Annotated in this window: 23 protein-coding genes; 17 read left to right on the plus strand and 6 right to left on the minus strand. The window is 46.4% G+C overall.

Translation table 11 applies throughout. The annotated features are described in order from the left end of the window. Nucleotides 1-8 precede the first annotated feature (8 nt). The 5 genes from HW988_RS16860 to HW988_RS16880 all read left to right on the plus strand — a co-directional run bounded on the left by HW988_RS16860 (nt 9) and on the right by HW988_RS16880 (nt 7,109). Nucleotides 9-704 (plus strand): DUF2817 domain-containing protein, encoded by a 696-nt coding sequence (locus HW988_RS16860; RefSeq protein ID WP_181605313.1) that lies wholly within the window; start codon nt 9-11, stop codon nt 702-704. Next, nucleotides 705-1,388: an HAD hydrolase-like protein gene (locus HW988_RS16865; protein WP_181605314.1), complete on the plus strand. Its 684-nt coding sequence runs from the start codon at nt 705-707 to the stop codon at nt 1,386-1,388. It abuts the gene before it with no gap. Continuing rightward, nucleotides 1,376-3,232, plus strand: a complete 1,857-nt coding sequence (locus HW988_RS16870) for a histidine kinase dimerization/phospho-acceptor domain-containing protein (protein ID WP_181605315.1) — start codon at nt 1,376-1,378, stop codon at nt 3,230-3,232. The genes HW988_RS16865 and HW988_RS16870 overlap by 13 nt, the downstream gene beginning before the upstream one ends. A 114-nt stretch (nt 3,233-3,346) precedes the next feature. Further along, nucleotides 3,347-4,759, plus strand: coding sequence for a sigma-54 dependent transcriptional regulator (locus HW988_RS16875; RefSeq protein ID WP_181605316.1), 1,413 nt, complete (start codon nt 3,347-3,349; stop codon nt 4,757-4,759). 130 nt (nt 4,760-4,889) lie between these two features. Continuing rightward, a complete protein-coding gene (locus HW988_RS16880; RefSeq protein ID WP_255490089.1) occupies nt 4,890-7,109 on the plus strand; it encodes a phosphatidylserine/phosphatidylglycerophosphate/cardiolipin synthase family protein in 2,220 nt (739 codons plus the stop codon). Nucleotides 7,110-7,219: 110 nt separating this feature from the next. Here HW988_RS16880 and HW988_RS16885 read toward each other — a convergent pair whose 3' ends face one another. Both HW988_RS16885 and speB read right to left on the minus strand, forming a co-directional pair. Continuing rightward, a complete protein-coding gene (locus tag HW988_RS16885; RefSeq protein ID WP_181605317.1) occupies nt 7,220-7,771 on the minus strand; it encodes a transposase in 552 nt (183 codons plus the stop codon). A 296-nt stretch (nt 7,772-8,067) separates the two neighbouring features. Continuing rightward, entirely contained in the window at nt 8,068-9,000 is a 933-nt protein-coding gene (speB, locus tag HW988_RS16890; RefSeq protein WP_181605318.1) for an agmatinase, read from the minus strand. A 39-nt stretch (nt 9,001-9,039) separates the two neighbouring features. Here speB and HW988_RS16895 point away from each other — a divergent pair, with 39 nt between their 5' ends. Genes HW988_RS16895 through HW988_RS16905 form a run of 3 tightly spaced genes read left to right on the plus strand, consistent with a single transcriptional unit; the run spans nt 9,040 to nt 11,953 of the window. After that, the gene (locus tag HW988_RS16895; RefSeq protein ID WP_181605319.1) at nt 9,040-10,035 is read left to right on the plus strand and encodes an A/G-specific adenine glycosylase; all 996 of its coding nucleotides are present in this window, start codon (nt 9,040-9,042) and stop codon (nt 10,033-10,035) included. An 11-nt stretch (nt 10,036-10,046) separates the two neighbouring features. Beyond that, a complete protein-coding gene (locus tag HW988_RS16900) occupies nt 10,047-11,345 on the plus strand; it encodes a hypothetical protein (protein WP_220128768.1) in 1,299 nt (432 codons plus the stop codon). A 47-nt stretch (nt 11,346-11,392) separates the two neighbouring features. Next, the gene (locus HW988_RS16905) at nt 11,393-11,953 is read left to right on the plus strand and encodes a hypothetical protein (protein ID WP_181605321.1); all 561 of its coding nucleotides are present in this window, start codon (nt 11,393-11,395) and stop codon (nt 11,951-11,953) included. A 4-nt stretch (nt 11,954-11,957) separates the two neighbouring features. On the opposite strand, the gene HW988_RS16910 is transcribed toward HW988_RS16905, so the two are convergent. The 4 genes from HW988_RS16910 to hemB form a co-directional block, all read right to left on the minus strand. Further along, nucleotides 11,958-13,070, minus strand: coding sequence for a hypothetical protein (locus HW988_RS16910; RefSeq protein ID WP_181605322.1), 1,113 nt, complete (start codon nt 13,068-13,070; stop codon nt 11,958-11,960). A gap of 165 nt (nt 13,071-13,235) precedes the next feature. Further along, a complete protein-coding gene (locus HW988_RS16915; protein WP_181605323.1) occupies nt 13,236-13,622 on the minus strand; it encodes a hypothetical protein in 387 nt (128 codons plus the stop codon). A gap of 72 nt (nt 13,623-13,694) precedes the next feature. Further along, the gene (locus HW988_RS16920) at nt 13,695-15,110 is read right to left on the minus strand and encodes a hypothetical protein (protein WP_181605324.1); all 1,416 of its coding nucleotides are present in this window, start codon (nt 15,108-15,110) and stop codon (nt 13,695-13,697) included. Nucleotides 15,111-15,320: 210 nt separating this feature from the next. Next, nucleotides 15,321-16,304: a porphobilinogen synthase gene (gene hemB / locus HW988_RS16925; protein ID WP_181605325.1), complete on the minus strand. Its 984-nt coding sequence runs from the start codon at nt 16,302-16,304 to the stop codon at nt 15,321-15,323. Nucleotides 16,305-16,412: 108 nt separating this feature from the next. Between hemB and HW988_RS16930 the strand changes: the two genes are divergently transcribed. From HW988_RS16930 to hemH, 9 genes are read left to right on the plus strand one after another with little or no spacing between them, the layout of a single operon-like run. After that, a complete protein-coding gene (locus HW988_RS16930; RefSeq protein ID WP_181605326.1) occupies nt 16,413-17,312 on the plus strand; it encodes a hypothetical protein in 900 nt (299 codons plus the stop codon). Beyond that, a complete protein-coding gene (gene hemC / locus HW988_RS16935) occupies nt 17,303-18,811 on the plus strand; it encodes a hydroxymethylbilane synthase (protein ID WP_181605327.1) in 1,509 nt (502 codons plus the stop codon). Before HW988_RS16930 ends, hemC begins: the two co-directional genes overlap by 10 nt. Beyond that, nucleotides 18,799-20,082 carry a glutamate-1-semialdehyde 2,1-aminomutase gene (locus tag HW988_RS16940; protein WP_181605328.1) on the plus strand — a complete coding sequence of 428 codons (1,284 nt, stop codon included), beginning with the start codon at nt 18,799-18,801 and terminating at the stop codon, nt 20,080-20,082. The genes hemC and HW988_RS16940 overlap by 13 nt, the downstream gene beginning before the upstream one ends. 4 nt (nt 20,083-20,086) lie before the next feature. Beyond that, nucleotides 20,087-20,932, plus strand: a complete 846-nt coding sequence (locus tag HW988_RS16945) for a HAMP domain-containing sensor histidine kinase (RefSeq protein WP_142701627.1) — start codon at nt 20,087-20,089, stop codon at nt 20,930-20,932. Continuing rightward, on the plus strand, nt 20,929-21,609 hold the full coding sequence (locus HW988_RS16950; protein ID WP_181605329.1) for a response regulator transcription factor: 681 nt from the start codon (nt 20,929-20,931) through the stop codon (nt 21,607-21,609). Before HW988_RS16945 ends, HW988_RS16950 begins: the two co-directional genes overlap by 4 nt. Then, entirely contained in the window at nt 21,606-22,628 is a 1,023-nt protein-coding gene (locus tag HW988_RS16955) for a uroporphyrinogen decarboxylase family protein (protein WP_181605330.1), read from the plus strand. The genes HW988_RS16950 and HW988_RS16955 overlap by 4 nt, the downstream gene beginning before the upstream one ends. Further along, nucleotides 22,628-23,977, plus strand: a complete 1,350-nt coding sequence (hemN, locus tag HW988_RS16960) for an oxygen-independent coproporphyrinogen III oxidase (RefSeq protein ID WP_181607867.1) — start codon at nt 22,628-22,630, stop codon at nt 23,975-23,977. Before HW988_RS16955 ends, hemN begins: the two co-directional genes overlap by 1 nt. Then, nucleotides 23,974-25,185, plus strand: a complete 1,212-nt coding sequence (locus HW988_RS16965) for an NAD(P)/FAD-dependent oxidoreductase (RefSeq protein WP_181605331.1) — start codon at nt 23,974-23,976, stop codon at nt 25,183-25,185. Before hemN ends, HW988_RS16965 begins: the two co-directional genes overlap by 4 nt. Next, nucleotides 25,178-26,182 (plus strand): ferrochelatase, encoded by a 1,005-nt coding sequence (hemH, locus tag HW988_RS16970; RefSeq protein WP_181605332.1) that lies wholly within the window; start codon nt 25,178-25,180, stop codon nt 26,180-26,182. The genes HW988_RS16965 and hemH overlap by 8 nt, the downstream gene beginning before the upstream one ends. Nucleotides 26,183-26,268: the final 86 nt, after the last annotated feature.

Here is a 26,268-nt window from a genome sequence, read left to right on the forward strand (position 1 = left end):
ATTATCGCATGCAACACCAAATTTTTCACCAATCTTCTTGGGCAAAGTCTGCATCGGGAAAAAACATAGAGCTGTATAAAAAATCACACAGCTTGAGTGACTTTTCAGAACGCCCCATTCTCTTTGTGGGCGGCGTCCATGGCGACGAACCCGAGGGAGTTCGCCTGGCTCAGGATCTATTGCAATGGCTTCAGGAAAACGAGAAAACGCAAAGCGCGAAAATACGTCCTTGGATTCTTATTCCCAATATCAATCCCGACGGCTCCTCTCAAAATCAAAGAACCAACGGCAGCGGCGTCGACCTGAATCGCAACTTTCCCAGCAGCGATTGGAGCCCTGACGCTAAAGCTCCCAGATACTATCCCGGCCCTTCGCCCGGGAGTGAGCCCGAAGTTCAAGCTTTGGTAAAACTCATTGAGGACGAAAAGCCACATCTCATAGTACACTTCCATTCATGGGAGCCTTGCGTTGTCTATACCGGTGAACCGGGCAAAAAGGCCGCCGAGATTTTGGCAACTGGCACCGGATATGAGCATCGTGAGGATATTGGCTACCCAACTCCCGGAAGCTTGGGTCAGTACGGTTGGATCGATAAAAAAACGCCCGTTGTCTGCATCGAGGAACTGAGCGGAGAAGATCTCAACAAAGTATGGCCTCACTTTAGAACTGGATTGGAAATGCTCCTTACAGGAAAAGGCGTTTAGATGACCATGATCAAGTCCATCGCATTCGATTTGGATGACACCTTGGTAGACACTTCGGGTCTGCTGGTGCCTATGGCTTCTCAGCGCGCATGCGAGGCGATGATCGCCGCTGGCGTTTGTATTTCCCTCGAAGAATGTATGCGCATTCGCGAGGAATTGGCGGCCAACCTTTCCCACACAGAAATTTTCACCAAGATCGCGAATCAGTACGGAACCAATACGCCCGGCAAAGCTGTACATGATGCTTTGGAGATGTTTTATAATCCCGAAGTTCCCCCGGTTCTGCCTTTGTTGGCAGGTGCGACTGAAAATCTTTTACACCTGAAAGAACAATACAACTTGTATCTGGTGACGATGGGTTCTTACGAAGCCCAGGTCCGCAAGATCCAAGCCTTGGGTGTCGAAAAGTTTTTTAAAAAGATTTACATCCTGAACGGGTTTATCGGCGAGAAAAAAGAATCGGCTTTTCAAGACATTCTGGCTCGCGAGGGTCACAGTCCTGATGAACTGATCAGTATCGGCAACCGCCTTTCCAGCGAGATTCGCGACGGAAAACGCGTCGGGGCCAGAACTTGCTACTTCGCCCATGGCGAACACATTGGCGAGCAGCCCGTTTTCCCAGAAGACCATCCTGACTTTACCATCACTCAGCACAAGGATCTTATCACCGTATGCGGACTTTAAAGGCGAGCTTCCTGCTGATCGGTCCGTGGGACTCGCGCTTGCAAGAGTTGGGGGCTCACATTGCCACCGATCTGCAACAGGCATGGCATTGGATTCAAGATTCAACTTATAACGTGGTCGCAGTTTCAGTCACAGTGATCCTGGGCAAACGCTTCAATGAATTTTATCAAGAAATTAAACAGAACAGCCCGGCGACCCAATTCATTGCAGTTGTGCCGCCGGACTTTTCTGCCAATCAATTGAGCCGCTTGCACGAGGAATATTCTTTTATCCGCGTGATGCACAGTTTTAATGACACGGATTTAGAAACTCATCTGTTTACAGCACTTGAGGAAGCCAATCAGCGCAAGCAGGATGAAAACTTGGCTGTGCTGATTCGCGAGCAAACTGAAAAATTAAAACGTCTGCAAATTGAATTGGAAGAGCGGGTTCAGAAAAGAACCAAGTTCCTAACCGAAGCTCGCCGCAAACTGTATTTGACGAACTCCCGTATCGAGGGATTCAAAGTGGCGTTGATGGCGGTTCATCAGGCAAGTTCCGTCGCCGAGATTGAACAGCTTTTGAACGAATCTTTGGCGACGACCGTACAAACTTCGTGGATTCGTATTTTCTTTTCTCCGCAGGACGAGCAGTTTTCCAGCCAGGTGACGGCTCAATTAAGTTTTACGCAGCTACAAGTGCCTTTGTTTAAAATGCATGATCGAATTGGTTCAGTCTTTTTCCTGCGTGCGCCCGATCATCCTTTCAACAAGGAAGAAAGCGATTTCCTGACTCGCGTGGCAGAGGCTGTTGCCCTGGCTTTAGATCGTATTCAGAAATTAAAAGAATCAGAGTCCATGAAAGAACAATGGGAAGCGACATTCAACTCGATGTCGGATCCCGTCGTATTGATTGATCAGAATTACGACATCATTCAATCCAACAAAGCCGCTGAAGAACGCCTGAAAGAGCGCGAACATCCTCAGAACACCCGCAAGTGCTATGCTTTATTGTACAACCGTGAAGAACCTTGCCCGGGTTGCCAACGCGGACGTAATTTCCGCATGCGTTCGAATGATCCGGCACCTCGCAGTTTCGATGTTTTCAGTCAGAGTTTGCTGTTGGACAGCGATAAGCCTGCGGTCTTCGTGAATCTTTATCACGACGTCACTCAACAGATGAAAATGGAAAAGCAAATTCTGGAATCTGCAAAAATGGCAGAGCTTGGAACGATTGGCTCTTCCATCGCGCATGAACTGAACAATCCATTGGGTGGAATTTTATCATTCACTCAGTTGATCAAAATGGACATGCCGGGTGATCATCCGCTTTATCCAGATATCTTAGAGATGGAAGCCGGAGTTCAACGCTGTAAAGAGATCGTCATAAATCTTTTAGGTTTCACACGCAGCTCAACATCAGATCAAGAAGGTGACGTCAGCCTGAAAGACGTGTCCCAAAGGGCTTTCAAGATTGTCGAACTACAAACGAAATCCCAAGGAATCGAAGTCCGCTTGCACTTCCCGGCTCAGGATATTTTCGTCAAAGGTCATTTAAATCTCTTGGCCCAAGCTTTGAAAAACGTTTTCCAAAACGCGATCGACCATTTGACAGATCGCAGCCGACAAATCAAAGGATTCCGAGCTTCCCTCGATATTGAAATTGGGTCCAGTGAAGACGTTGCTACTATTTTAATCAAAGACAATGGGACCCCAGAGAAAAATCCAAGTCTTCCCATAGGTTTAGGTGTTCCTGTTGCCGCTCAGATCCTGCGCGATCACGAGGCCGACCTCGAATTTTACACGGGTCCAGGCCAGGAAAACGTGGCAAAAATTTCCTTCAACCGTCTAGTTTTAAGGTCCTGAAACGCCCACTGGGCGCGGATTTTTTGACAGGCCCGTCAAAAATACCATATCCTTTTATCAAGGCTGACAGTACGTCGGCTGTCTCTCCAAGAACCCACCATGGAAGGAAGGTTCATGCGTTCACAACGTGTTCTAATCCTGGATGACGAATCGTCTCTGCGTACCGCTCTTTTCAGAGTGCTCGACAGAAAAGGTTTGAATGTCATCACTGCCAACAAAATCGAAGAAGCGAAAGCACTTTCTCAAGGGGACACTCCTATTGATTTAGCTATCGTTGATTTGAATCTCCCAGACGGAGATGGCATCGAGTTCATGACTTACCTAAAAGCTCTGAACCCCGCTTGTGAAGTGATTATCCTGACGGGTCACGCGACGATTGAGTCTGCGATACGTGCGACACAAAAAGGTGCCTTCCACTTTGTGACGAAGCCATTCAATCTTGAAGAGCTGATGAGCTTGATCGAAAAAGCTCTGACTCATAAAAAACTTCAGCAAGAAAACCAACAGCTTCGCTCTGAATTGAACAAGAAATACAAATTCGACCAAATCGTGGGTTCTTCTGAACCTATCCAAAATGTTTTGCGTTTGATCGAACGTGTTGCTGATTCTGATTCAACGGTTTTGGTAACGGGCGAGTCAGGCACGGGTAAAGAGTTGATCGCGCGCGCGATTCACTACAACTCCCCTCGCGCCCAAGGACCTTTTATTCCGATCAACTGTGGTGCGATTCCTTCGGAACTTTTGGAAAGTGAATTGTTCGGCCACATGAAAGGTGCCTTCACAGGCGCTATCGCAAACCGCATCGGTCGTTTTGAAATGGCTGACGGTGGTACGATCTTCTTAGATGAAATCGGTGACCTTGAGCCTTCTTTGCAAGTGAAACTTTTGCGTGCTCTTCAAGAACGCAGTTTTGAACCGGTGGGTTCAACAAAAACGGTTTCCGTCAATGTTCGAGTGATTGCAGCGACCAACATTCACCTGGAAGAAGCTGTTGAACACGGCCGCTTCCGCGAAGATCTTTACTATCGCCTGAATGTTATTCCTATCCACGTTCCGGCTTTGCGCGAACGTAAAAGCGACATTCCTTTGTTGTTGAACCACTTTATGGAGATCTTCAATAAAAACAAAGGTCGCGGTTTAACTGGAATTGCTGCTGACGCTTTGGATGCTTTGGGAAATTACCCATGGCCCGGAAATATTCGTGAGCTTGAGAATTTAGTTGAGCGCATGACGATCCTTAAAGGTCAAGGCACTGTCGAGATGAATGATCTTCCGGTGAAATACAAATCCATGAAACCTGTGGCTTCCTTGGATGCAAGCCAGATGGAAATTCCTGACAGCGGCATGGACTTTAACACGGCGGTTGATAACTTCGAGAACAATCTGATCTTGAAAGCTTTGGAAAAAACCGGATGGAACCGCAATCAAGCTGCGGCGTTGTTAAGACTGAACCGCACCACGCTGGTGGAGAAGATCAAAAAGAAAGGTCTTACTCCTCCGAACGATATCAATCCTTCCAATTTCTAAATCTCTGAATGAGACAAGCCAGCGGCGAAGACACCTTCGCCGCTTTTTTTATAATCAATTTCCTCGTTAAACCAGACGTTCGCCGAGCGATAAAACTTCACTTTCCCCCTCAAAAACCGATCAGAATTTAATGCGATTTCTTCTGATTTCATTCATCATTTCAACGGTCTTAGGATTGCTTTCGTGCACCAGCGCGCAACGCACTCCCAGTTCTGTTGTGACTGACGAAGATCGCATCGTGCGGATTCAGGAAATCGACCTGGAGCTTTCGCAGTATTGGAATAACGACTGGCGCTACAGCCAAAAGCTTTTCCAGGTGGCTCCTTCGAAAGTCATGACTTCAAATGCTCCCTTATTCGATCTTTCAAAAATATCCGATCCGAAGATTCGCTCCGAGATTGTTCGCTTGCAGGCCGAGCGCCAGTCTTTGCGAGATGCTTTGGCTTTTAAATTCGAAGCCCGGGATTGGCAGGGTATCGGTCCTTGGTTCCAAAGCTCTTTCCGCCGCCCTTTGTTTGCGAAAGAAGAAATCATCAGCATCCGCGATCTGGAGGAATTCCGTTTAAACGGGAAGTCCTCCAATCCATTTCCTTTGGAGCATCGTTTTTTCGCCGACTATTCTCTGCGCTTTAAGAATGAAATGAAAACCGAGAACGGTGTCTTTGCGAAAGACAAAGACGATCGCATCAACAAACGTTACTTGAAGGCACGCTTGGAATGTGATGGCGATATCATCGCGCCGGCGAAATATTTCTGGTTGTCTGAAGAACGCACACGCGTTTACGATTTCAAATGGTTTTATGCGAATGAGAACACGCAAAATATTTCCGTGAAGTTTTCGTCCAACGTTTCTCAGTGTCGGTTCAGCTATTTTGATCCGGAAAAGGCAACAAGCTGGACAAACGGTTTTCCCTTAGCCAGTTTGCGTGACGTTTCCCCTGAGTGGATGAAGCTGACTCAGCAGATTGATGTGTGTCCTCAGATTTCAAATGGCTTTGGTAAGAATCCTGAAGGCTTTTTTTGGATGCAGGACTTTAACTTCGACACGTGCCCAGAGACTTTTGATTCCTATACGAATCTGCGCGATCCGTATGTGGCGATGAACCGTCGAGTGATTTCATTAACGGGCTCTTCTTTGCAACGGCGGGATTTCGATGCCAAGAATCCAATGGCGCCTCTGAATTTTGCCAAGGCTCCGCAATTTGATATTTTATGGGTGTCTTCTTTGAACTTCTCCGCAGACTTTTCAGGAATGGTGACGGCACGGGCCATTCGTTATCACGCGGAAAAAGGCACACAAGTGCGCATCCTGGTTCCGCAAGTCACGATGACCAAGAAAGACCGCGAGATCGTTTCCTGGTTGATGCGTGATCTGCCGAATGTGAAAGTTCAGTATTACAAATACTCTGTTACTGATGACAAAGATGGAACTTGGTTTGATCGACTTCACCGGGTGAATCACACAAAGTTGCTCTTAGGATATTCTGTCCGCGAGCCTGCCGCAAATTTCTTGATCACAGGTGGTCGTAACATTCGAGATTCTTATATTTTCCCGGAAACGCCGTTTTACCGTGCGTATAAGAATTTGAAAAATTATGGCGATGGTGAAGAACCGTATATTTACTATAACGACTTCGAAATCGAACTGCGTGGCACGGACATCGTGAAACACACTCTAGCGCAAATGTTGAATTTCTGGAATCGAGAGCCTTCCACTCAGCGCTTCCGTTCAACGAACGTGAATATCCCGGTGGTTGGCAACTCGGATCTGGTGGTTCGCTTGAAAGCTTTGCCGAATTCGAAACCCCTCGTTCGCCATGTGATGTCCTTGCCATATTTTGATGGCTATCAGCTGGAGCGTTTTTACATCGAGATGATCGATTCCGCTCAAAAAGAACTGTTGTTAACCACGCCGTACTTCCGTCCTTCAGTGGCCATCAGCGCTGCCTTGGATCGCGCCCACGCTCGTGGCGTGGCGGTTAAAGTCGTAACCCGTATTCACTTAGCTGGCGACGGCACTCCCCAAATCGCCGAGGAAGTGAATAAAGAAGGCGTGAACCGCCATCTTAGAAACGTCATGATCTATGAGTGGACCGAATCCAATTCCATCATGCACGCGAAAATTTTGGTTATTGACGGCAAACTAAGCTTCCTCAGCAGTGTGAATCTAAATCGCCGCAGCTTCATCCATGACACCGAAAGCGGCGTTTTGATTCTGCACGAACCCACAGCCGCCAATTTAAGAAAAGAATTCTTCAGCTACCTAAACCGCAGCCGCCTCATCACCATCGAAGAAAAAATAGGCTGGATCAGCGGCCAACTCATCGACTGGGCGGACTCTTACTTCTAATTCTTGTTAGCCGCTCACTCAATCCTTTCGAGGTCTCGGCCACACAACAACTCACCCTCTTATCCCGGGTATCGGTCAACTCCAAATCCCTCTCTTCCCGAGGGTATCGGTCACGCCCACAACTCCCTCAACTGCTCTTCTGACAACCCACGCAGTCGCGTTTTCGAATACAGCCGCCCTGTCGCCTCGAGCTCATTCAATTGAATATAGTCCCGAACAATTCGATAAGGTTTATAACCTTTAATAACCCGCGAAAACGGACGATGCTTCCAAACCTTTTCACCCTCATGCTTCTGACTGAAGGTATCGGTCAAGCACTGAGCAAACTGCCCCGCCACCACCCGCAAGAAAATTTGCATCGCCGATCTCCGCCCACCTCGCACCAAAAGATGGATGTGATCAGTTTGAATAGAAACCTGTTCAACTCGGACAAAAAACTTTCGCGAATACTTTCGCAACAGTGCTTGTAACAAATTAAAAGTCCGAGGACTGCGAAGTCCGGCGCGAACAGCGCCTTTATTAACTTTAAAAACCAAATGAATAGGATCGGTTGACGACAACGGGCGGGCTCCCCTGCCTTTGGACGATTTTCTTAAATTACCACCGTAACAATAGCGATGCCGCCAATGAGTATGTAGTTGAGAAAAAGTTTGCTGCTTCATTTGTAACTCCTCTTGGGGAGTCGGTTGACCGATCCCCCCGAAACGAGGACGTGACGATGCAAATTGTGCGTGCGGGTCAGATGCGCGAGATTTTGAATATGGATACATAGTTGTCCGATCTGAGGATGGCAGGATGGGATCACAGGATGGCGAGATACCAAGATGACCGATACCCCACGGACATTGGACAGGTTAGGGATAGAGATAGGAATAGATTAGGAAGCGAAAGGGATTCGGAAATAATAGCGTGAGGAGAAAAACAAAACCCCAGGGGTGCTGGGGTTTTTCTAAAAAAACTATTTAGCCTTAAACAAGTGGAGCATTTCAAACATCGCGTCCATTCCAGCCAGGGCGGTGATGTCGCCGTGGTCGAATGGTGGAGAGATCTCCACCACGTCACAGCCTACCAAGTTTGGAATTTTAAAGGCGCGGAAGATGCGTTGCACTTCGTACGTCGTCAATCCGCCCGGGACTGGCGTGCCGGTGCCTGGAGCGCAGCTTGGATCCAGGTTGTCGATGTCGTAGCTGATGTATGTCGGAGTATCGTCGAACGTCGGCAAGGTCTTCAAAAAGTCGTTGATGTTTTGATTGCGGATTTCGTCGACAGTAATAACGCGAATCCCGTGTTTATTTACGAAATCCAAATCTCCGCCCGCCGCCAAGGGACCGCGGATTCCGATTTGCACCATTTTCTTGGGATCGACCAAGCCCTCTTCCACTGCGTGACGGGCAAAAGCACCATGATGGTATTCACAACCCCACGCAGCCGGATAAGTATCCAAGTGAGCATCGAAATGTATGAAAGCCAAAGGCTTGCCATATTTTTTTCTTAATGCGCGCAATACCGGAAGAGTTGTCGAGTGATCTCCACCGACAGAAACGAAGCGCTTGTTGTGCTGAAGCAACTCACCCACGAACTTTTCAATGCGCTCGTATGTTTGACCTTGGTCAATAGGAACTGTGGGACAATCGCCGATATCTGCGACTTTTAATTTCTCAAAGAAGTTTTCCATACGAGTCATATGGAAGCCACGGCCCAAAGCAGAAACTTCGCGCACTTTTGTCGGTGCAAAACGAGCACCGGGACGATAGGAAACGCCGCCGTCATAAGGAATACCAAAGATTCCAACTTCATAATCCGCGTCAATTGCCACGTAGGGCAATCTGAAGAAAGTTTTAATCGCAGAAAATCGGGGGAACTCACGTCCACTGAGCGGTTTGTATTCCATTATTGACTCCTCAATTATCTCCCGACTAGATTACCGCGGATGAGCTCAAAATACGATCAGAAACTCGACCATCAACGCGACCATAAAAGCTTGATCCAGTGGTACAAAAAGAATCGCCGCAGTCTCCCATGGCGCGAGAACAAAGATCCCTATCGTATCTGGCTTTCCGAAGTCATGTTGCAACAGACTACAGTCGTCGCAGTGATCCCTTATTTCGAAAAATTTCTTAAAAATTTCCCCACTGTTCAGGACCTGGCCTCAGCTCCAGAGCATGACGTATTAGAAGCATGGGCTGGTCTAGGTTATTATTCACGCGCCCGCAATCTTCATAAAGCGGCAAAAGCTTTGGCCGAAAATGGATTTCCCAGAACGGCCGCAGAACTTTTAGAACTTCCTGGATTTGGTCCGTACACTTCCCGTGCGGTGGCAAGCCTCGCCTTTGGTGAAAAAGTGGGCGTTCTTGATGGCAACGTGATCCGCGTTCTTTCACGCCGCTATGGTTTGAAGTTGGAGTGGTGGAACGGAAAAGCCCGCCAACAATTGCAGGATCTTTCTGATATCTTGTCTTCGTTTGGAAATTCTGACTCCGTCAATCAGGGACTCATGGAATTGGGAGCAACGATTTGCACTCCCCAAAAAGTCATGTGCTTGATGTGTCCTTGGTCCACGGATTGCGTTGCACGCGAAAAAAACATGGTGGACAAATTGCCTCTGAAAAAGCCACGTAAGCAGAGTGAAGTCTGGGTCTGGAATCCAATTGTTTCAATCAAGAACAATAAAGTCGCACTGATAGAGAATGACTATGCTCCGTTCCTTAAAGGGCAAATGATCTTTCCAGGAACGATTTCTCAAAATGATGACAAGCCCAAAGACTATGATGCTAAACACAATATCACACATCATGATATCTTCATAAAAATCGCTCAAAGAAAGAGCGTGAATAACCGAAACATCCAGTGGGTTGAGTTGAAAAATCTGAAGAAGGTCAATCCCTCCTCACTGTTACAAAAAGTACTTCACAAGGTAGAAATATGAAGCAAACGTGTATGAAGATCTTTATTTTGGGCAGCATCCTTTCAGGATGCACACACAGCCCAACAAAAGATCTTTTGACCACGGATTTCCTGCTTCAAAAAGATATCAAGCAAATCACTTTTCAAGGTGATAACGAACGTCCCCGTTTTTCAGCCAATGGCAATCGCTTGATTTACGCAAGCCGTGGCCGCGGCAACCAAAAGAATCTGCAGCTTTATGAAACAGATCTTATTCGCAACAAGGAACGTCGTGTAACTTTTCAAGATGGCGACGCTTTCGATGCGAGCTATATCAGTGAAATGGAAATGATTTATTCAAGCACAACGGATGAGATCAAAGAAAGTCCATTCTTGAATAGAAATCCCAGCAAAGAGTTTCCTCCAGCAGATATTTACATGAGCGACCGCTTTGGCTCTGATATTTTACGTGTCACAAATCAGCCCGGTTACGATGGCGAGGCTTTCTTGATGCCTCACCCCACTAAGCCTTCCGTGATTTTCACGTCTCGTCGTGGTGATGTGACAGGCATTTATCAGTCTGATTTGAAATCTGGCTTCGTGTCGTTGCTGGCAGCGGAAACCGGGAGAGATCGTCGCTCGCCGACTCTTTCACCTGAAAAATCTCGCGTCGCTTTCATTGAAACAAATTTGGAAACAAAACAACAAAGTTTACAATTGGTTGATATACGCACCAAACAAACGGTGCTTTTGAAATCCGATGAGGGACAATACCGCGACTTGTTCTTTGCCCCTCGCCCGCCGGCACGTTTGTTCTATAGCATTCTAAGAAAAGGCGAAAAAAAGAATCAAATCGAAGTCTACAATTTGGAAACGAAATGCACGCAGGTCGTTTTCAAAGGCACAGACTCCTTAATGTACCCTGCCGTTTCCAATGAATCCAACGAACGTGTGGCATTCACCAGAACCTTCCAGGATAAAAAGCAAATCTACATCGTGGCCTTGCCGGATGATATGGGACCTTGCTTGGCAGATCCCAACGCCGCAAAAACGGAAGTGCCCGCTACGGCGAATGGAGTAACTTCAACTGACAATGCGGCTGCAGCAGCTGCCGTGGTAGCTCCGACACAAGCAAAACCCACTCGTCGCGCGAAACGCCAGCCAATTCCCAAGCCATCACCAGTGCAGGAACCTGCAAATCCACTTCCTGAACGAAAAATCGTCCCGGAATCCCCGACTCCCTCTGTAGCACCTACTGCGACTCCCATTGAGTCTGCTGCACCGTCTTTAGCGCCAGCAGCGAGTCCAGTTTCTGCGGAAACGGCGACGCCAGCGCCTACACCCGTGAAATAAAGACCTTTGCTCTTGCTGGGCTAGGTCACCCTTGATAACCTGAAAGGGTGAGAACGTGGTTAGCTCTTCTTTTATTAAGTCCCCTGACAAGCTTCGCAGCCCCTTACCCTGCGACGAGTACTTCTGCGCTGACGGCGCCAGAAAAGGGTCTTTATTTTTTGCACAAGGGCTTTACCGTTAAAACAGATGGAAGCACTTGGACGCCGATTGCGACATCTGAAGACAGCCTTCTCGACACCGTTCGCTTTGCAGATAAAACAGCACCCGATGCCGCTTCACTCAGCGTGCGCACGGACCGTGTTTCTAAAAATGCATCGCTCGAGCTTTACACGCGCAAATGGATGCGTGACTACCCAAGCTATGGCTTTGAAGTGCTAGCGACGAAACAATTCAATTTGAATGGCAGCCCGGCATTGATCGTGGACATGCTTTCCCGATCCAAAAACAAACAGATTCGCCAGGTCGTTTTGAAAAACGAAGACAAAGTGGCGATCATGACTTGCCTGGATAACAAAGACACTTTCACAAAGTCCCTGAAAGAGTGTAATCAGATCATCAAGACATTCTCTTGGGTCATTCCCGAAGAGAAACCGTCTCTTAAAAAATAATTTTTTATTGAAAGACTTCTTGGCACAACGGGTGAGGCAGCCACTGGCCAGGCTTACCTTTATATTCCGCTATCAAAATATCGACATAAGGCGATGAGTCAGGTCCTTGTGCCTTCTTAGCCAATTGTAGAATCCGAGTTCTCTGTGAAATATCCATAGGAGTAGATCGCATTGAACTCCAAGCATTACTCGCTGTGTGAGAATGTTTAAAACCTTCTAAAAGAACATAACCATATTTTTCCGGATCCGAGGAAAGTTTCTCAAACAACGGATTGTAAGAAAAAAAATTTCGCATAATGGCCGCTTTGATCGACTCTTGAGTGAAGTTTTCCACGGAGGCTTTTTCAATAACCTCCTTCGCCATATTAGATGAACCGTTTCTAATGATGAAATCCACGGCTTTGATTCCTTCTTCACCAGGAACCTTAATAGCTTTATAGAAGGCATCCATTTCCGCGCTTGGATTCTTGAAATTCTCTTCATTTTTCAGTTCAGGAAATAATTTAAAAAACTTTTTATAGCTCCATGGTCGCTCAGGAGTTGAAATCTTGATACTTCTAAAATCGTCAACGGTAGCCACGTGTATCTTCGACAGGGTTTCAACATCAATCACGTTCATCCATGTTGGTGTATGCCGAACAGAAATCACCGAAATGCCTTTGCTTCGCAATGCCTCCAAATACCAATTCCAACTTAGCATACTTCCGTAAGTGACATTAAGCAGGATCGTATCTTTGGGAAGTTCAACCACGATAGCTGTACTTCCGTAATTAATGGAGTCCAATGGACTAGAAGAGACATAAAATCCTCCGCCAGAGTTTCCTCCTAGCTTCTTAAGAGCAGTCAAACGCTCTTCAGAAATTTTTCCTTCCGAATTCCATCTATTGATTTGTGAGCTCGAGGCCTTTTCCCAATGGTACAATCGTGTTCCTTTTGGAAGTACTGTCAGTTCACCTATTTTTGTATCAGTCTGATGACGATATATAACCTCAGTGACACACAAGGCATTCTTTTCAAGAAAAAATTTGTCGGCATAAGGAACAGTTTCCGTCCCAGCTAATACGAGCGAAACACTGAAAAAATGTATTAAGAAAAAAAGCACTGCCAATTTCTTCACGCGTCTCTCCATCTACAATTTGCAAATGCAGTTTATTTTGCAAAAGATGTGCAGACTAAAAACCAGTCTGGATGAGATAGGACTCTCAAATTGAGACACTTTAAAGAAAACGCCAAAAAATGTTAACAGCTGAGCGTTTTCATCCAAGCAACAACAGGAAACATCTTAGTTGTTATCGAATTGCCCTGGGCAATAATCCATCTCCACTGGGCAGTACACGCAGTTCAATCCACGGATATCTTTCGTCACGCGACCTGTGGATTGGATAATCTCGCGGTAAAATCCTTGATCGAAATTCAAAACGTATTTCATATCGCCATCCAAACCGACAGCAATCTGTTGGAACTCTTCAACACGATTGGAAAGAACCGTGACACGGTCATTTTCAATCCAATACAAAGCAATGGGTTGATTCTTAGTGATAGCAAAATGAATCTGAATGGCTTTATCGGGAGTACGGCAACGAACACCGTTGTAAAGATCAGAAACCTCAGCCTGAGCCACTGATGATAAAACGAAAGAAGCCAACAAAGAGCAGAAAATTGTTTTCATCACTCGATCAAAACGACAAAACCTCTTTGTGTCAAACAAAGAGGTTTGCTGAAAACGAAAGGGCCTTTCAACCTATTGGAACACTAAGTAAATCTCGGACATTGCTTTAGAACCACCACAATCCAGAGCATTTACATTCAGCTCGTACTGCTTGCCAACACTGAAGTCGCTAGTCAGTAACAATGTACCGATCGTCGCTGTACCGCCCGACTCGAAAGCCTGCAACGACACATCAGCGTTATTCACTTTGATCTTGCCTGTTGATCCGATGGCAGAGTCACCCGAACCGAATGCGCGGTAATTTGAAATCGCGGCCGTTGATGAAGCCAGGCGACTTCCCATCAAGACAAAGTTATCAACCAGAATCGAAGTCAATGCCTGAGAGGAACCCGACAACTTCACAGAGCGCTCGCCATTCAAAGTCACCTTATTAGTGAAAGCACCCAAGACATAAGGAGCCGCCACATTCGTAACTGCCAAATTGCTTGGACCACCATTCGCCGAGCTATGGTCACGAGCTACCACATTCGATAAACGCGATCCTGAAGAAGGACCCGTCGCGATCTTATCAAACAACTTCGCATAATAACAAACGCCGTCCACTGTGCGCTCTGGAATCACCACTGGGAAAGATTTAATTTCCACAAATGATTTACAAGCGTACACGATACATTTACCGCCCGATTTCACTTCATTGCTTCCGCAAGTCACAGAAATCGAAGCTGTTTTACTAACAGAAACACCGGCAGAGTTCGTACCTTTCACCGTACAAGCCAGATCTTGAGTCACTTTAATCGAGGTCGAAGTTTGCGCCACTGGCAACATTCCCGACTGACCGTCAGAACACGAATAAGCCATCGTGCTGACATTGATACCTTGAGTGATCAAACCCGCCGTGCCATTGATCGCCACTTTTTCACTCGAGAAAGCCGCCGTTAAATCCGGAGCAGGACATGCTTTATCCAAACCAATGTAACTGCCTTTTTCAGAGTTCACGTAACTTTCTTTACCACCCAGACAGACATAATTGTCGTTCTTATTGTAAATCGCATTCACGACCACAGACGAAGATGGACAGCTTTGTGGTTCAGACACTGTTCCATTCGGAACGGCCCAAGTGCTTCCAGCCGGTTTTCCATTACAGTTTGCTGGCAAACATGCACCAGCAGTGGAAATCAACGCACCTTTTTGCGAGTTACCTGTGGGCACCGCATTTCCATTTGTACAAATCAGCTCGATATTTTTTTGATAGGAATATTTTAGATCTCCACCAAATTCACAAATGCCATTTTCGACAATTGCTTCATTAGATGGAACCCACCAAGTCGTACCCTCCGTGCGCCCAAAGCAATTCGGAACCGCCTCCTCTTCAGGAGCCGTCTGCGAAGACGCTAATTCGGATTTTGTGAATGAGGCATTATTAGGAGCACAGTTTTGAAAGGCGATAACGAGAAGGCCCACGGCCAATATCTTATTAACATGCTTCATTTGGCAGTCCTTGGTTAAAACATTCCCTACTAGACTTTTCGGCAGAATCCGAATGAAACTTGCGGTTTTTTCTTAGGAAACAAAGACTGAATCAGAATGAGACAAAAGGTACGGACACACTTTCTCCCGTACCTTATTTTGTGTAACTCCAACTCTAAGAATTGGGAGAAAGTGTGTCCGTACCTTTTACCTTCTTCCTGGCGCGACCTTCTAACGATTTTTTTGCAACCACTCAGCCATTGGCAAAGCGAAGTAAGTAAAGATGATATCGGCACCCGCTCTGCGGATGGAATAAAGTGTTTCCACCATCGCGCGTGTTTCATCGATCAAGCCCGCTTTGGCTCCGTGCTTGATCAAGCCGTACTCACCACTCACGTTGTAAGCAGCCACTGGAATTGAAGTGTGTGCCTTTACTTTTGCGATTACATCCAGATAGGACAACGCAGGCTTCACCATCACGATGTCTGCGCCCTCGGCCACATCCAAATCGATTTCGCGAATCGCTTCACGCGTGTTTCTGAAATCCATTTGATAGGTTTTTTTATCCCCGAATTTAGGAGCGGAATCCAATGCTTCACGGAATGGACCATAGAAACTGGAAGCGTATTTTACCGAGTAAGAAAGGATGCCAGTGTCGATCAAACCTTCCGCATCCAATGCCTCGCGGATCGCACCGACTCGACCATCCATCATGTCCGATGGTGACACGATATCGGCACCGGACTTCGCATGAAGCACGCTCATTTTCGCGAGAATCTCTACCGTTTCATCATTCAAGATGAGACCGTTTTTCACTAAGCCATCATGTCCATCCGAGGAGTAGGGATCGAGAGCAACGTCCGTGATCAGCGTCACATCAGGAAACTTGTCGCGAATTTTCTTCAGGGTTGTGGGCATTAAACCATTCGGGCTCAATGACTCCTTCCCGGTTGGATCTTTTTTGGTTTCTGGCAAAGCCGGGAAAAGATCGAAACTTTTCACTCCCAATGCAACAGCCTTCGCAACCTCATCTAGAATTAAATCAGGGCTCATACGGAAAATGCCTGGCATTGAAGCAATTTCTTGCTTCTGGCCCGTGCCTTCAACCAGGAACAATGGGAGCACTAATTGTGATGGGCGGAGATCCGTTTCAGCAACCATTTGTCGCACAGCTTCAGTGCGTCTGTTTCTTCTGGGCCTCTGTGTCAACTTCATATAGAACCTCGCTTCGGATGTCAGATGCCGTCTCACTATGGGAAAGCAGCGTTAATGACATTTCAATGACACTTTAATGAAAGTTTAGTGATAAACCTAATAATCAAGATGGAAGATATACTTCTCGTTCACAGAAAATCTAGTAAAAACTTTGCTGAGTCTCTTCAAGATGCAGCTGTTTGGAAGACATGTCTTCGCCAGATTTTATTTTGCCGTGAAGACGAAGTAAATTCAATGCTAGATGTTTTGGAAGCCGACGATCAAATTCTTCGCGGCGAAAATGCGTTCAGCCTTCTTCTTGAAATTCTCTGTGGTCTCCACTCCCCCATCGTGGGTGAAACTGAAGTCTTCGGTCAATTCCGCAACTTCATCGAATCTCGTAAAGCCGCAAGCGACACTTTGTTTGGCGATAATCAGAAATGGTTAAACTTCGTCATGCAAGAAGTGAAACGCACACGTGCGGAACACTTGGTGGGAATTGGTTCACAAAGTTATGGCAGCCTTCTGCGCCGCTACTCCAAGGATATGGACTCCGTGACTCTTTGCGGATCCGGACAACTGGCGCAAGAAATTCTTCCGTGGCTGGCTCACAAAAAATCCGTTCAAGTTCTTTGCCGTGAATGCACAAAGATGCGCAGCTTCGCAGAGAAATACGATAATTTGACTATTTCTAACTACAACGAAGCTTACGTTCATGGAGAGGCGATGGTAATTGCTGCGCCTCTGTCTGATGCACGCATCTTGGAATTGATCAGCAAGCAGGATACCCGTCCTCATGTAATTTACGATCTGCGCGGCGAAGAAAACAATCTTGCAGCAATGATCGCGAGTCAGTTCCCTCACGTGACTCTCATGACCCTTCAACAGTTCTTTGCCGAAATCGAAGAGACCAAAAAGGACCGACAAACAAAGATCGAGCAAATCCGCGAGTTCTTGTTTGAAAAAGCCTTGGCCTTCGCACAAAGAACGGAGCTTCGTCCACTTGGGTGGGACGATATATGCGCTTAAAGATTTCCGCGAGAAAAAGTGATTTGGCCCGCCTCCAGGCCTATATGGTTGGCGAAATTCTAAAAGAAAAAAATCCAGGACTTGAAATCGAATTCAAGTTCAAAGAATCTTTGGGTGACATCAACCTGACAACTCCGCTGTGGCAAATTCCTGAAAAAGGCGTTTTCACTGAAGACTTCTTTGGCGAGTTGATCAAGGGCGAAACCGACATGGTGGTTCACTCTTGGAAAGATCTTCCAACAGAAATTAAAACAGAAACTGTGATTGCAGCGACACTACCTCGCGCTGATCAACGTGATTTGTTGTTGGTTAAAAAATCTCACTTTGAAAAACTGCGCACATCTAAAAAAATGAACGTGTTCAGTTCTTCGCCTCGTCGTGAATACAATCTGACGAACTTCTTTAAAGAACATCTTCCGTTCAGCTTGGAATCCGTCAAGTTTGAAAGCGTGCGTGGAAATATACCAACACGTATTCGCAAACTTTTAGAGGCACCAGAAACAGATGGTTTGATTGTGGCGAAAGCTGCTTTGGATCGCCTGTTGACTGCGAAAGAACCTGAATTCAAAGAAGTTCAAGGCATGCTTCGTTCGTATTTGGATCAAGTTGAATTTGCGGCACTTCCTTTGAGTATCAATCCGAATGCAGCGGCTCAAGGTGCTTTGGCTGTCGAGATCAAAGCGGACCGTGCAGATCTAAAAGCTTTATTGGCTAAGATCGACAATCCAACGACATTCCAATGTGCTCAAAAAGAGCGTGATATTCTGGCGAGCTTTGGTGGCGGTTGCCATCAAAAGATTGGTGTTGCTGTTTTGTCTCGTCCTTACGGTGAAATCACGATCCTTAAAGGTCTGACTGACGGTGGGACTGTTTTAGATAAACGCGAATTGAAACCTTCTGTGGTTTCTCCGAAATTTGCGGCGGATCAAATGTGGTCTTCCGAAGTTCGCGCGGAAAGAAAAGTCCTTAACGACTGGAAGATTCCAACAGGAACAAACGCTTTGTATGTTTCCCGTTCTGAATCTTGGCCGGAATCTTTGAAGTTCGATCAATTCATTTGGACGGCAGGAACTCGCACTTGGAAAGCCATGGCTCAAAAAGGTGTTTGGGTTCACGGTTGCTCTGAGGGTTTAGGCGAACAAGAAGAATCCCGCATCGATATCTTGGCCGGTAAATCTTTGTCGTGGGCGAAACTAACTCACGACACGGGTTACGAAGAAGGCGCACGCCAAATGCCTTTGGTTGCGACTTACACTTTGGGCGAGCAAAACAATGCAACACCCGTGACTGGTAAGGAGTGCTTCTTTTGGAGCAGTGGCAGTCAGTTCTTGGATACAGCCAAAAAACACCCTGAAGTTCTTGGCAAGCACCATGCGTGCGGCCCCGGCAATACTTTCAAAATTATCCGTCAGTATTTGCAGGAACAAGGTCACTTCAATGAATCAAAATTAAATATCTACTTGGATCAAGATAACTGGAGACAGCAATGCACAAAGTAACATCTGAAGAATTATTCCAACGCGCTCTTAAAGTCGCTCCCGGCGGAGTTCACTCCCCAGTTCGTTCTTTCAAAGGCTTGGACCGTGCTCCTGTTTTCTTTAAGCAAGCTGAGGGTGCTTTTTTGACCTCTGTTGAAGACAAAAAGTATATCGACTTCTGCCAAAGCTTTGGCCCCCTGATCCTAGGGCACCGTGATGCCGAAGTTGCTGAAGAAGTTCACCGCATGGTAGACACAGCTTGGACTTTCGGTGCGACTGAAATTTACTCTCTTGAATTGGCAGAGTGGATCGTTTCAACTTTGCCATTCATGCAAAAACTTCGTTTCGTATCTTCTGGTACTGAGGCCGTTATGTCAGCGTTGCGTGTAGCTCGCGCGGCAACTGGCCGTAGCAAAATCTTGAAATTCGAAGGTTGCTATCACGGTCACGTTGACAACTTGCTTGTAAAAGCGGGTTCTGGTTTGGCGGGTGCGGCGGCGTCTTCATCTGCAGGTATTTCTGCTGAAGTGGCCGCAACAACTGTCGTGGCTCCATTGGACGATGAAGCAAAACTAGCTGAAGTGTTTGCGGCTCAAGGTAAAGATATCGCAGCTGTGATTATCGAACCACTTCCCGCGAACTATGGTCTTTTGATCCAACGCCAAGAATTCCTTCAAAAAGTCGCCGATCTTTGCAAAAAGAACGGCTCATTGTTGATCTTTGACGAAGTGATCTCGGGTTTCCGTGTGGGCCTAGCCGGCATGGTTGAAAAAACAGGTATCACTCCGGACCTTGTGACTTACGGTAAAATCATCGGTGGTGGTTTCCCAGTGGGTTGCTATGGGGGTCGCGCGGAATTGATGAACATGGTTGCCCCAAGCGGTGATGTTTACCAAGCGGGAACTTTGTCAGCAAATCCTATCGGCATGCGCGCGGGTCTTGTGACTCTTAAAAAAATGCAGCGCCTTGATGGCTGGAATGTTCTTGAGAAACGCACTCAAAAATTCGTACAAGCGTTACGTGATGGCTTCGCTAAAAAAGGTTTGCCTTTGAAAGTTGAACAACACTCTTCGTTGTTCTGGATCCATGGCAATACTGACGGCAAAACAATCCGCACGATTGAACAAATTCCTGCCAACCAAGGTGCAACTTTCAAAGGTTTGTTCCTAAAGGCTTTGGATAAAGGTGTTTATCTGGCTCCGAACGCTTATGAAGTTGGTTTCGTATCTATGGCTCACACAGATGAGTTGCTAGCTGAAGCAGCAAGCATCATCGTGGGTTCTGCGGAGTAATTGAATGAAGAACTTCCTAAAGTCACATTTGAAAACAGTGCTCGCGATCATCTGGTTCGCGTTCACGTTTGCACTTGTGGCTTGGTGGTGGGTCTTCTTCTTAATGGAGTTGGAAGGTGCGCGCCAACATCGCATGATCGCTTGGGAAGGATCGATTCTTTTGGGTTCGATCCTTATCGGCGGTATTTCCCTCATCGTTTTCACTTTCCGCGACAAACAACGCCATGATCGCTTACGTTTCTTTTTCTCGACTTTCAGTCATGATATCAAAACTTCAATTGCCCGCTTAAGACTGCAAGCTGAAGTTTTAGAGGAAGATTTGCAAGGTAACAGCCCGCCAGTGATGAAGCGCCTGATCGCAGATATCCAAAGACTGGATCTGCAACTTGAAAACTCTTTGCTGCTGGCCAACCTTGAAGTAAGCCCTCTGCTGCACGAAGAAATGTCCTTGAGCCAATTGATGGCAAACCTTCGCAGCGAATTCGCGGATCTTTCCGTGGAGCTTGAACGGGACGCCAAAATTTCTGGCGACCGCCGAGCTTTAATGAGTGTCGTTCGCAATCTTCTGCAAAATTCTGTTCTGCATGGCAAAGCCACAACTGTTCGCATTCGCGTGCGCGCCTTAAACAGCAACCGTCTTGAAGTGATCTTTGAAGACGATGGTTTGGGCTTTAAAGGCGAAACGAACAAATTGGGTTCTGAACTGCTAAATTCTAAAGACTCCCGCGGCAACGGCATTGGACTTTTGATTACAAAACGTCTGATGGAAAAAATGCGTGGAGATATCAAGTTCGAATCCTCCGAAAATGCTGGCTTCAAATCAATCCTCCACACGGAGGGTCATCTATGACGAGAAAAATCCTTCTGGTCGAAGATGATTTGTCCTTGGGAGAAACGCTGACAGAACGCCTGCGCAAGGACTATGAGGTTTCTTGGGGCAAAAGCGTTGCCGAAGCGTGGGCGTTGTTCAGTAAAAACAAGGACTTTGATTTGGTGATTTTGGATGTGGGACTTCCTGATGGCACGGGCTTTGAGCTCGCAGCTAAAATGAAAAAGCTCTCCCCAGTTCTATTTTTATTCCTGACCGCTCAGGCAGATGCGGAATCTCGCCTGCAGGGTTTTGAATTGGGCGCATCTGAATACATTCCTAAACCTTTCCATTTGAAAGAGCTGTTAATCCGCGTGAAAAACGTTTTGGATTCCCATGCTCCCCTTAAGGAAGTCCAACTGACTTCCTGTGTGATTAACTTCACCAATATGTCTGTTCGCAGGAACTCAGGCCAAATTGAGTATCCTGCTGTGACTGACATGAAAATCTTGCAGCTATTAATTGACAAAGCACCCCGCGTTTTAAGTCGTGATGAAATCATGAACGAAATCTGGGGGGTTGATAAAAATCCAAGCCACCGTACGATTGACAACATCATCGTTCGTCTGCGCCACCTATTGGGCGAAGACGGCGAAACACACATTCGTTCTGTGCGCGGCATCGGCTACCAATGGTCCACGGAGGAAACACCTACATGAACACTCTTTTTCACAACGCTCTTCAAAGAAAAGCACAAAAAGTTCCTCCAATCTGGTTCATGCGTCAGGCCGGTCGCTATCACCAGCACTACCAAGGCATGAGAAAGAAAAACTCTTTCGAAGAGCTCTGCAAAACTCCGGAACTAGCTGCCGAAGTGGCTCGTGGCCCGGTCGCTGAATTTGATTTCGATGTCTCCATCCTTTTCTCTGACATCCTATTCCCGTTGGAAGCATTGGGAATGGGCTTGAAATACACGGATGCTCACGGTCCACAATTGGGCTTTAAGCTAAATCCTGAAACAATCGGTCAGTTGGGCGAGGTCGCTCCTGCGATTGAATTCATGAAATTCCAAAAAGAAGCTGTGATCGCCACTCGCGAAGTACTTCCCAAAGACAAAAGCTTGATCGGCTTCGTCGGCGGTCCTTGGACATTGTTCGTATACGGTGTTGAAGGCTCCCATGCCGGTTCTTTGATTCAATCTAAAGTATTGATCAATATGTTCCCAAAATTTCTGGAAAAAATGCTTCCGCTTCTTAAAGCAAACATCCAACTTCAATTGGATGGCGGCGTGGAACTGGTTATGATCTTTGATACCGCAGCTGGCGAAGTATCCCCATTGTTCTTTAAAGAATGGATCCAACCTGTAATCTCTGTTCTGGCAAAAGAATTCCCGGGTAAAATTGGTTACTATTCAAAGGGCACTCAACCGACATTCTTTAATAAAGAATTCGCAGAGCTCCCATGGGCTGGCCAAGGTTTCGATCACCGTTGCTACATCCCTGAATGCTTTAAAGTTCAAAATAAAGGTTTCGTTCAAGGTAACTTCGATCAAAGCTTGTTGTTCATGGAAGACGGTGACTTTAAAAAGGCCGTGGCAAACTTCCTGGCCCCGATGAAGGACATGTCCCCTGAGGCACGTGCAGGTTGGGTTTGTGGTTTGGGTCACGGTGTCCTTCCTAAAACTCCGGAAAAAAATGTAAAACTCTTCATCGAGACAGTCCGTGAGGTGCTTTCATGATGATAAAAAATCTTTTGGCAAAATACGACGTCCCAGCTCCGCGCTATACATCCTATCCGACTGTACCTTACTGGGAAACTAATCCCACGCGCGAGCAGTGGGTTTCCCATTTGAACACGACTTTGAAAAAAGGCGATGGCGGCTGGTCGTTGTACATCCATATTCCTTTCTGTGAAACGCTTTGTACATTCTGTGGCTGTAACAACATCATCACGAAAAGCCACACGAAAGAATCTCCTTACGTGGATATGCTTTTGAAAGAGTGGCACCTTTACACTCAACAAGTGCCAGAACTTTTGAAATCTCCACTGAAACACATTCACTTGGGTGGCGGAACTCCGACATTCCTTTCTTCTGAGTCCTTGCTTCGTCTTCTGACCCCGATCGTGAATGACTGCACTCTGGATAAAGAACACTTTGAAGGTTCTATCGAGGTCGACCCACGTCGTACGACGGCAGAACAACTGAAGGCTTTGCGCACACTGGGCTTTAACCGCGTAAGTATGGGTGTTCAAGACTTCAACCCCGAAGTACAACGTTTGGTAAACCGTATTCAGCCTTTGGAAATCACAGCCAACCTTTCAGACGAAGCCCGCAAACTGGGCTATACATCTGTAAACTTTGACTTGATTTACGGTTTGGCAAAACAAACAGCTGAATCCATCCGCGAAACAGCTGAAGCCACTGTCAAATTGCGCCCCGATCGTATTGCTCTTTATAGCTTTGCTTTGGTTCCTTGGATCAAACCGGCACAACGTCTTTTCAAAGACGAAGATCTTCCTAAGGCTGCTGAAAAGCGTGAGCTTTATGAAATCGCTCGTGGCATTCTGATCAAAGCTGGCTATGTGGAAGTGGGCATGGATCACTTTGCTCTGCCAACTGACAATCTAAGCATCGCGATGGATGAAAAACGCCTGCACCGTAACTTTATGGGTTACACGGATCAAAGAACTGATGTTCTTTTGGGCTTGGGTGTTTCTTCGATTTCTGAAACTCCATTCAGCTTCCATCAAAATGAAAAAGTTCTGCCTTTGTACGAACAGGCTTTGAATGAAGGTGTTTTGCCAACAATGCGTGGCCACATCCTGACAGAAGAAGATCAAGTTCGCCGCCGCCAGATTTTGAAATTGATGACAGAGTTTGAAGTAGAATTCCTCAGCGCCGAGCAAGAGCAAGGTGCCAAAGAATTCTTGGCCGAGATGATCAACGATAAGCTTTTGATCATCCAAGACCACAAACTGGTTGTTCTGGAAGCAGGCAGACCGTTCCTGCGCAACGCTTGCGTGTACTTTGACGAACGTTTAAAGACCAAACAACCTCAAACCAAAATCTTCTCTCAATCTATATGAAGAAGATCACGGTTGTCGGAGCTGGTTTCGCGGGTTTAACTATTGCCCTGAAACTGGCACAAAAAGGATTCGAAGTTGAAGTTCACGAAAAGTCGTCTCGTGTAGGTGGCCTTTTAGGAACTGATTACTCAGAGCATGGTATGGCCGAACGTGCCGCCAACTCTTTGATCCTTTCCAACCGCTCTGAAAAACTCTTCCAAGAAATCGGCCTTGTACCCGCATTGCCATTAGAGTCCTCTAAGAAAAGATTCATTTACCGCGGATTTCCCAAGGCGGTCCCTTTGAATCCTTTTGAAATTCTGGCTGTCGCATTTAAAGTCGTCCCACGGGTGCTTTTTGCCAAAGCGAGTTTGAAACCCAAAGCTTTTGAATCTTTAGAGGCTTGGGGTCTTCGTCGTTTGGGCAAAGCGCCGACTCGTTTTCTGTTGGGCCCTGCCATGCAAGGTATTTACGCCAACGAACCTCAAGATTTAAGTGCCTCACTGATTATTGCGCCTTTGTTCAATAAAGAACGTGAAAAATTCCGTGGCATGATGACCGGCGCAAATGGCATGCAGGATTTAGTCGATCACCTGCAACAAGCTTTAGAAAAGTTAGACGTAAAAATTCATTTAAACTCCTCTGTGGATATTGCAAGTATTCAAGGCCCTGTGGTTTTGGCGACTTCGGCTTTCGCTGCGACGGAGCTTTTAAAGTCCTATGCTCCTGAAGTTTCGGCTTTGCTTGCCCGCGTGCGTATGTCGTCTTTGATCAGCACAACGGTTTTCTTTGATAAGGCCCAGACAAAGTACAAAGGCTTCGGCTGCCTGATTCCTCGTGGTTTGAACCTGCGCACTTTGGGTGTGTTGATGCCGCCTTATATTTTTGCAGGCCGAGACAAAACTTATAACGAAACGTGGATCATGGGTGGCAATAACAATCAGGATTTAGTAAATCTGACTGATAAAGAATTGCTGAGCTTGATTGGGACAGAAAGAAAACGCCTGTTCAAACGCCAAGATGGCATCTTGTCGGCCAAGATCAACCGCTGGGATCGTGCTTTACCCATTTACGACCTGGAACTTGAAAAAGTTCAAAATGAATTGGCGCAAATAAAGTTACCAGCAGGCCTTTTCCTGCACGGAAATTATCTTTCGGGTATTGGTTTAAGTAAAATTCTGGAGCGCAGTGAACGCCTCAGTGAAGAGATTGTGAGTCAACATGGCTAAAACAGGTGTTTTACTTTTAAATATTGGCAGCCCTCGCACTTATGAAGTTCCTGATGTTAAAAGGTATCTGAAGCACTTCTTGATGGATAAAGAAGTGATCAATCTGCCGTTTATTTTCCGTTGGCCTTTAGTAAATCTTTTAATCGTTCCTAAGCGTGGTCCTATCTCTGCTGGAAACTATAAAAAGATCTGGCTGGAAAATGGGTCTCCCTTAACGGTGTATACGAATCAATTCGCAGAAAAACTGCAAAAAGATTTGGGCGATAAGTATCTGGTGAAAGTGGGAATGCGCTATAGCGATCCCGATATTCCCTCTGCCCTGAAAGCTTTTGCCGATGCCGGAGTTGAAAATGTTTTGTTGGCGCCCATGTATCCTCAATACGCAGACGCAACGACGGGATCCTCGCTTCGTGAAGTTCAGCGCCAAATCAGAAAACTGAAACTGAATTTCAAAGTTAAAAGCATCCGCGATTTCTATCAACATTCGTCCTTTGTGGATCCCAGCGTGGAAATCGCGCAAGAGTTCCTCAAGGGAAAAGACGTCACTCACTACCTATTCTCTTTCCACGGCTTGCCCGAAAGCCACGTGAAAGTGAATGCAGGCTGCTTGGTCACATCTGACTGCTGCGTAAAACCTGGTGCCTGCGATAAACCTTGTTACCGTGCCCAATGCTTGGCGACGGCAACTTCGATGGCTTCAAAAATGGGACTGTCTAAAGATCAATGGAGCTTGTCTTATCAATCACGTTTGGGTCGCGCGGAATGGCTTAAGCCTTCGACAGAAGAAACCATCGCGAAACTTGCTGATAAAAAAAGCATCGCCGTTTTGTGCCCCTCCTTCGTTGCTGATTGCATCGAGACTTTGGAAGAAATCGGCATCGGTGGAGAGGAAACTTTCCATCACGCAGGCGGTAAAGACTATCACTTGGTGCCTTGCGTGAACGTGAATCCAAACTGGGTATCTAAGTTTGCACGTTTCGTAGAATCTCAAAGTTGATACATTACTCTATTTTGACCCGCTGCAGTTTGCTATCCAACAACTCCTGAACAAAAATTGGGGTCCTAATTATTCAGGAGTAGCAA

This window comes from Bdellovibrio sp. KM01, from assembly GCF_013752535.1.
GTDB lineage: Bacteria > Bdellovibrionota > Bdellovibrionia > Bdellovibrionales > Bdellovibrionaceae > Bdellovibrio.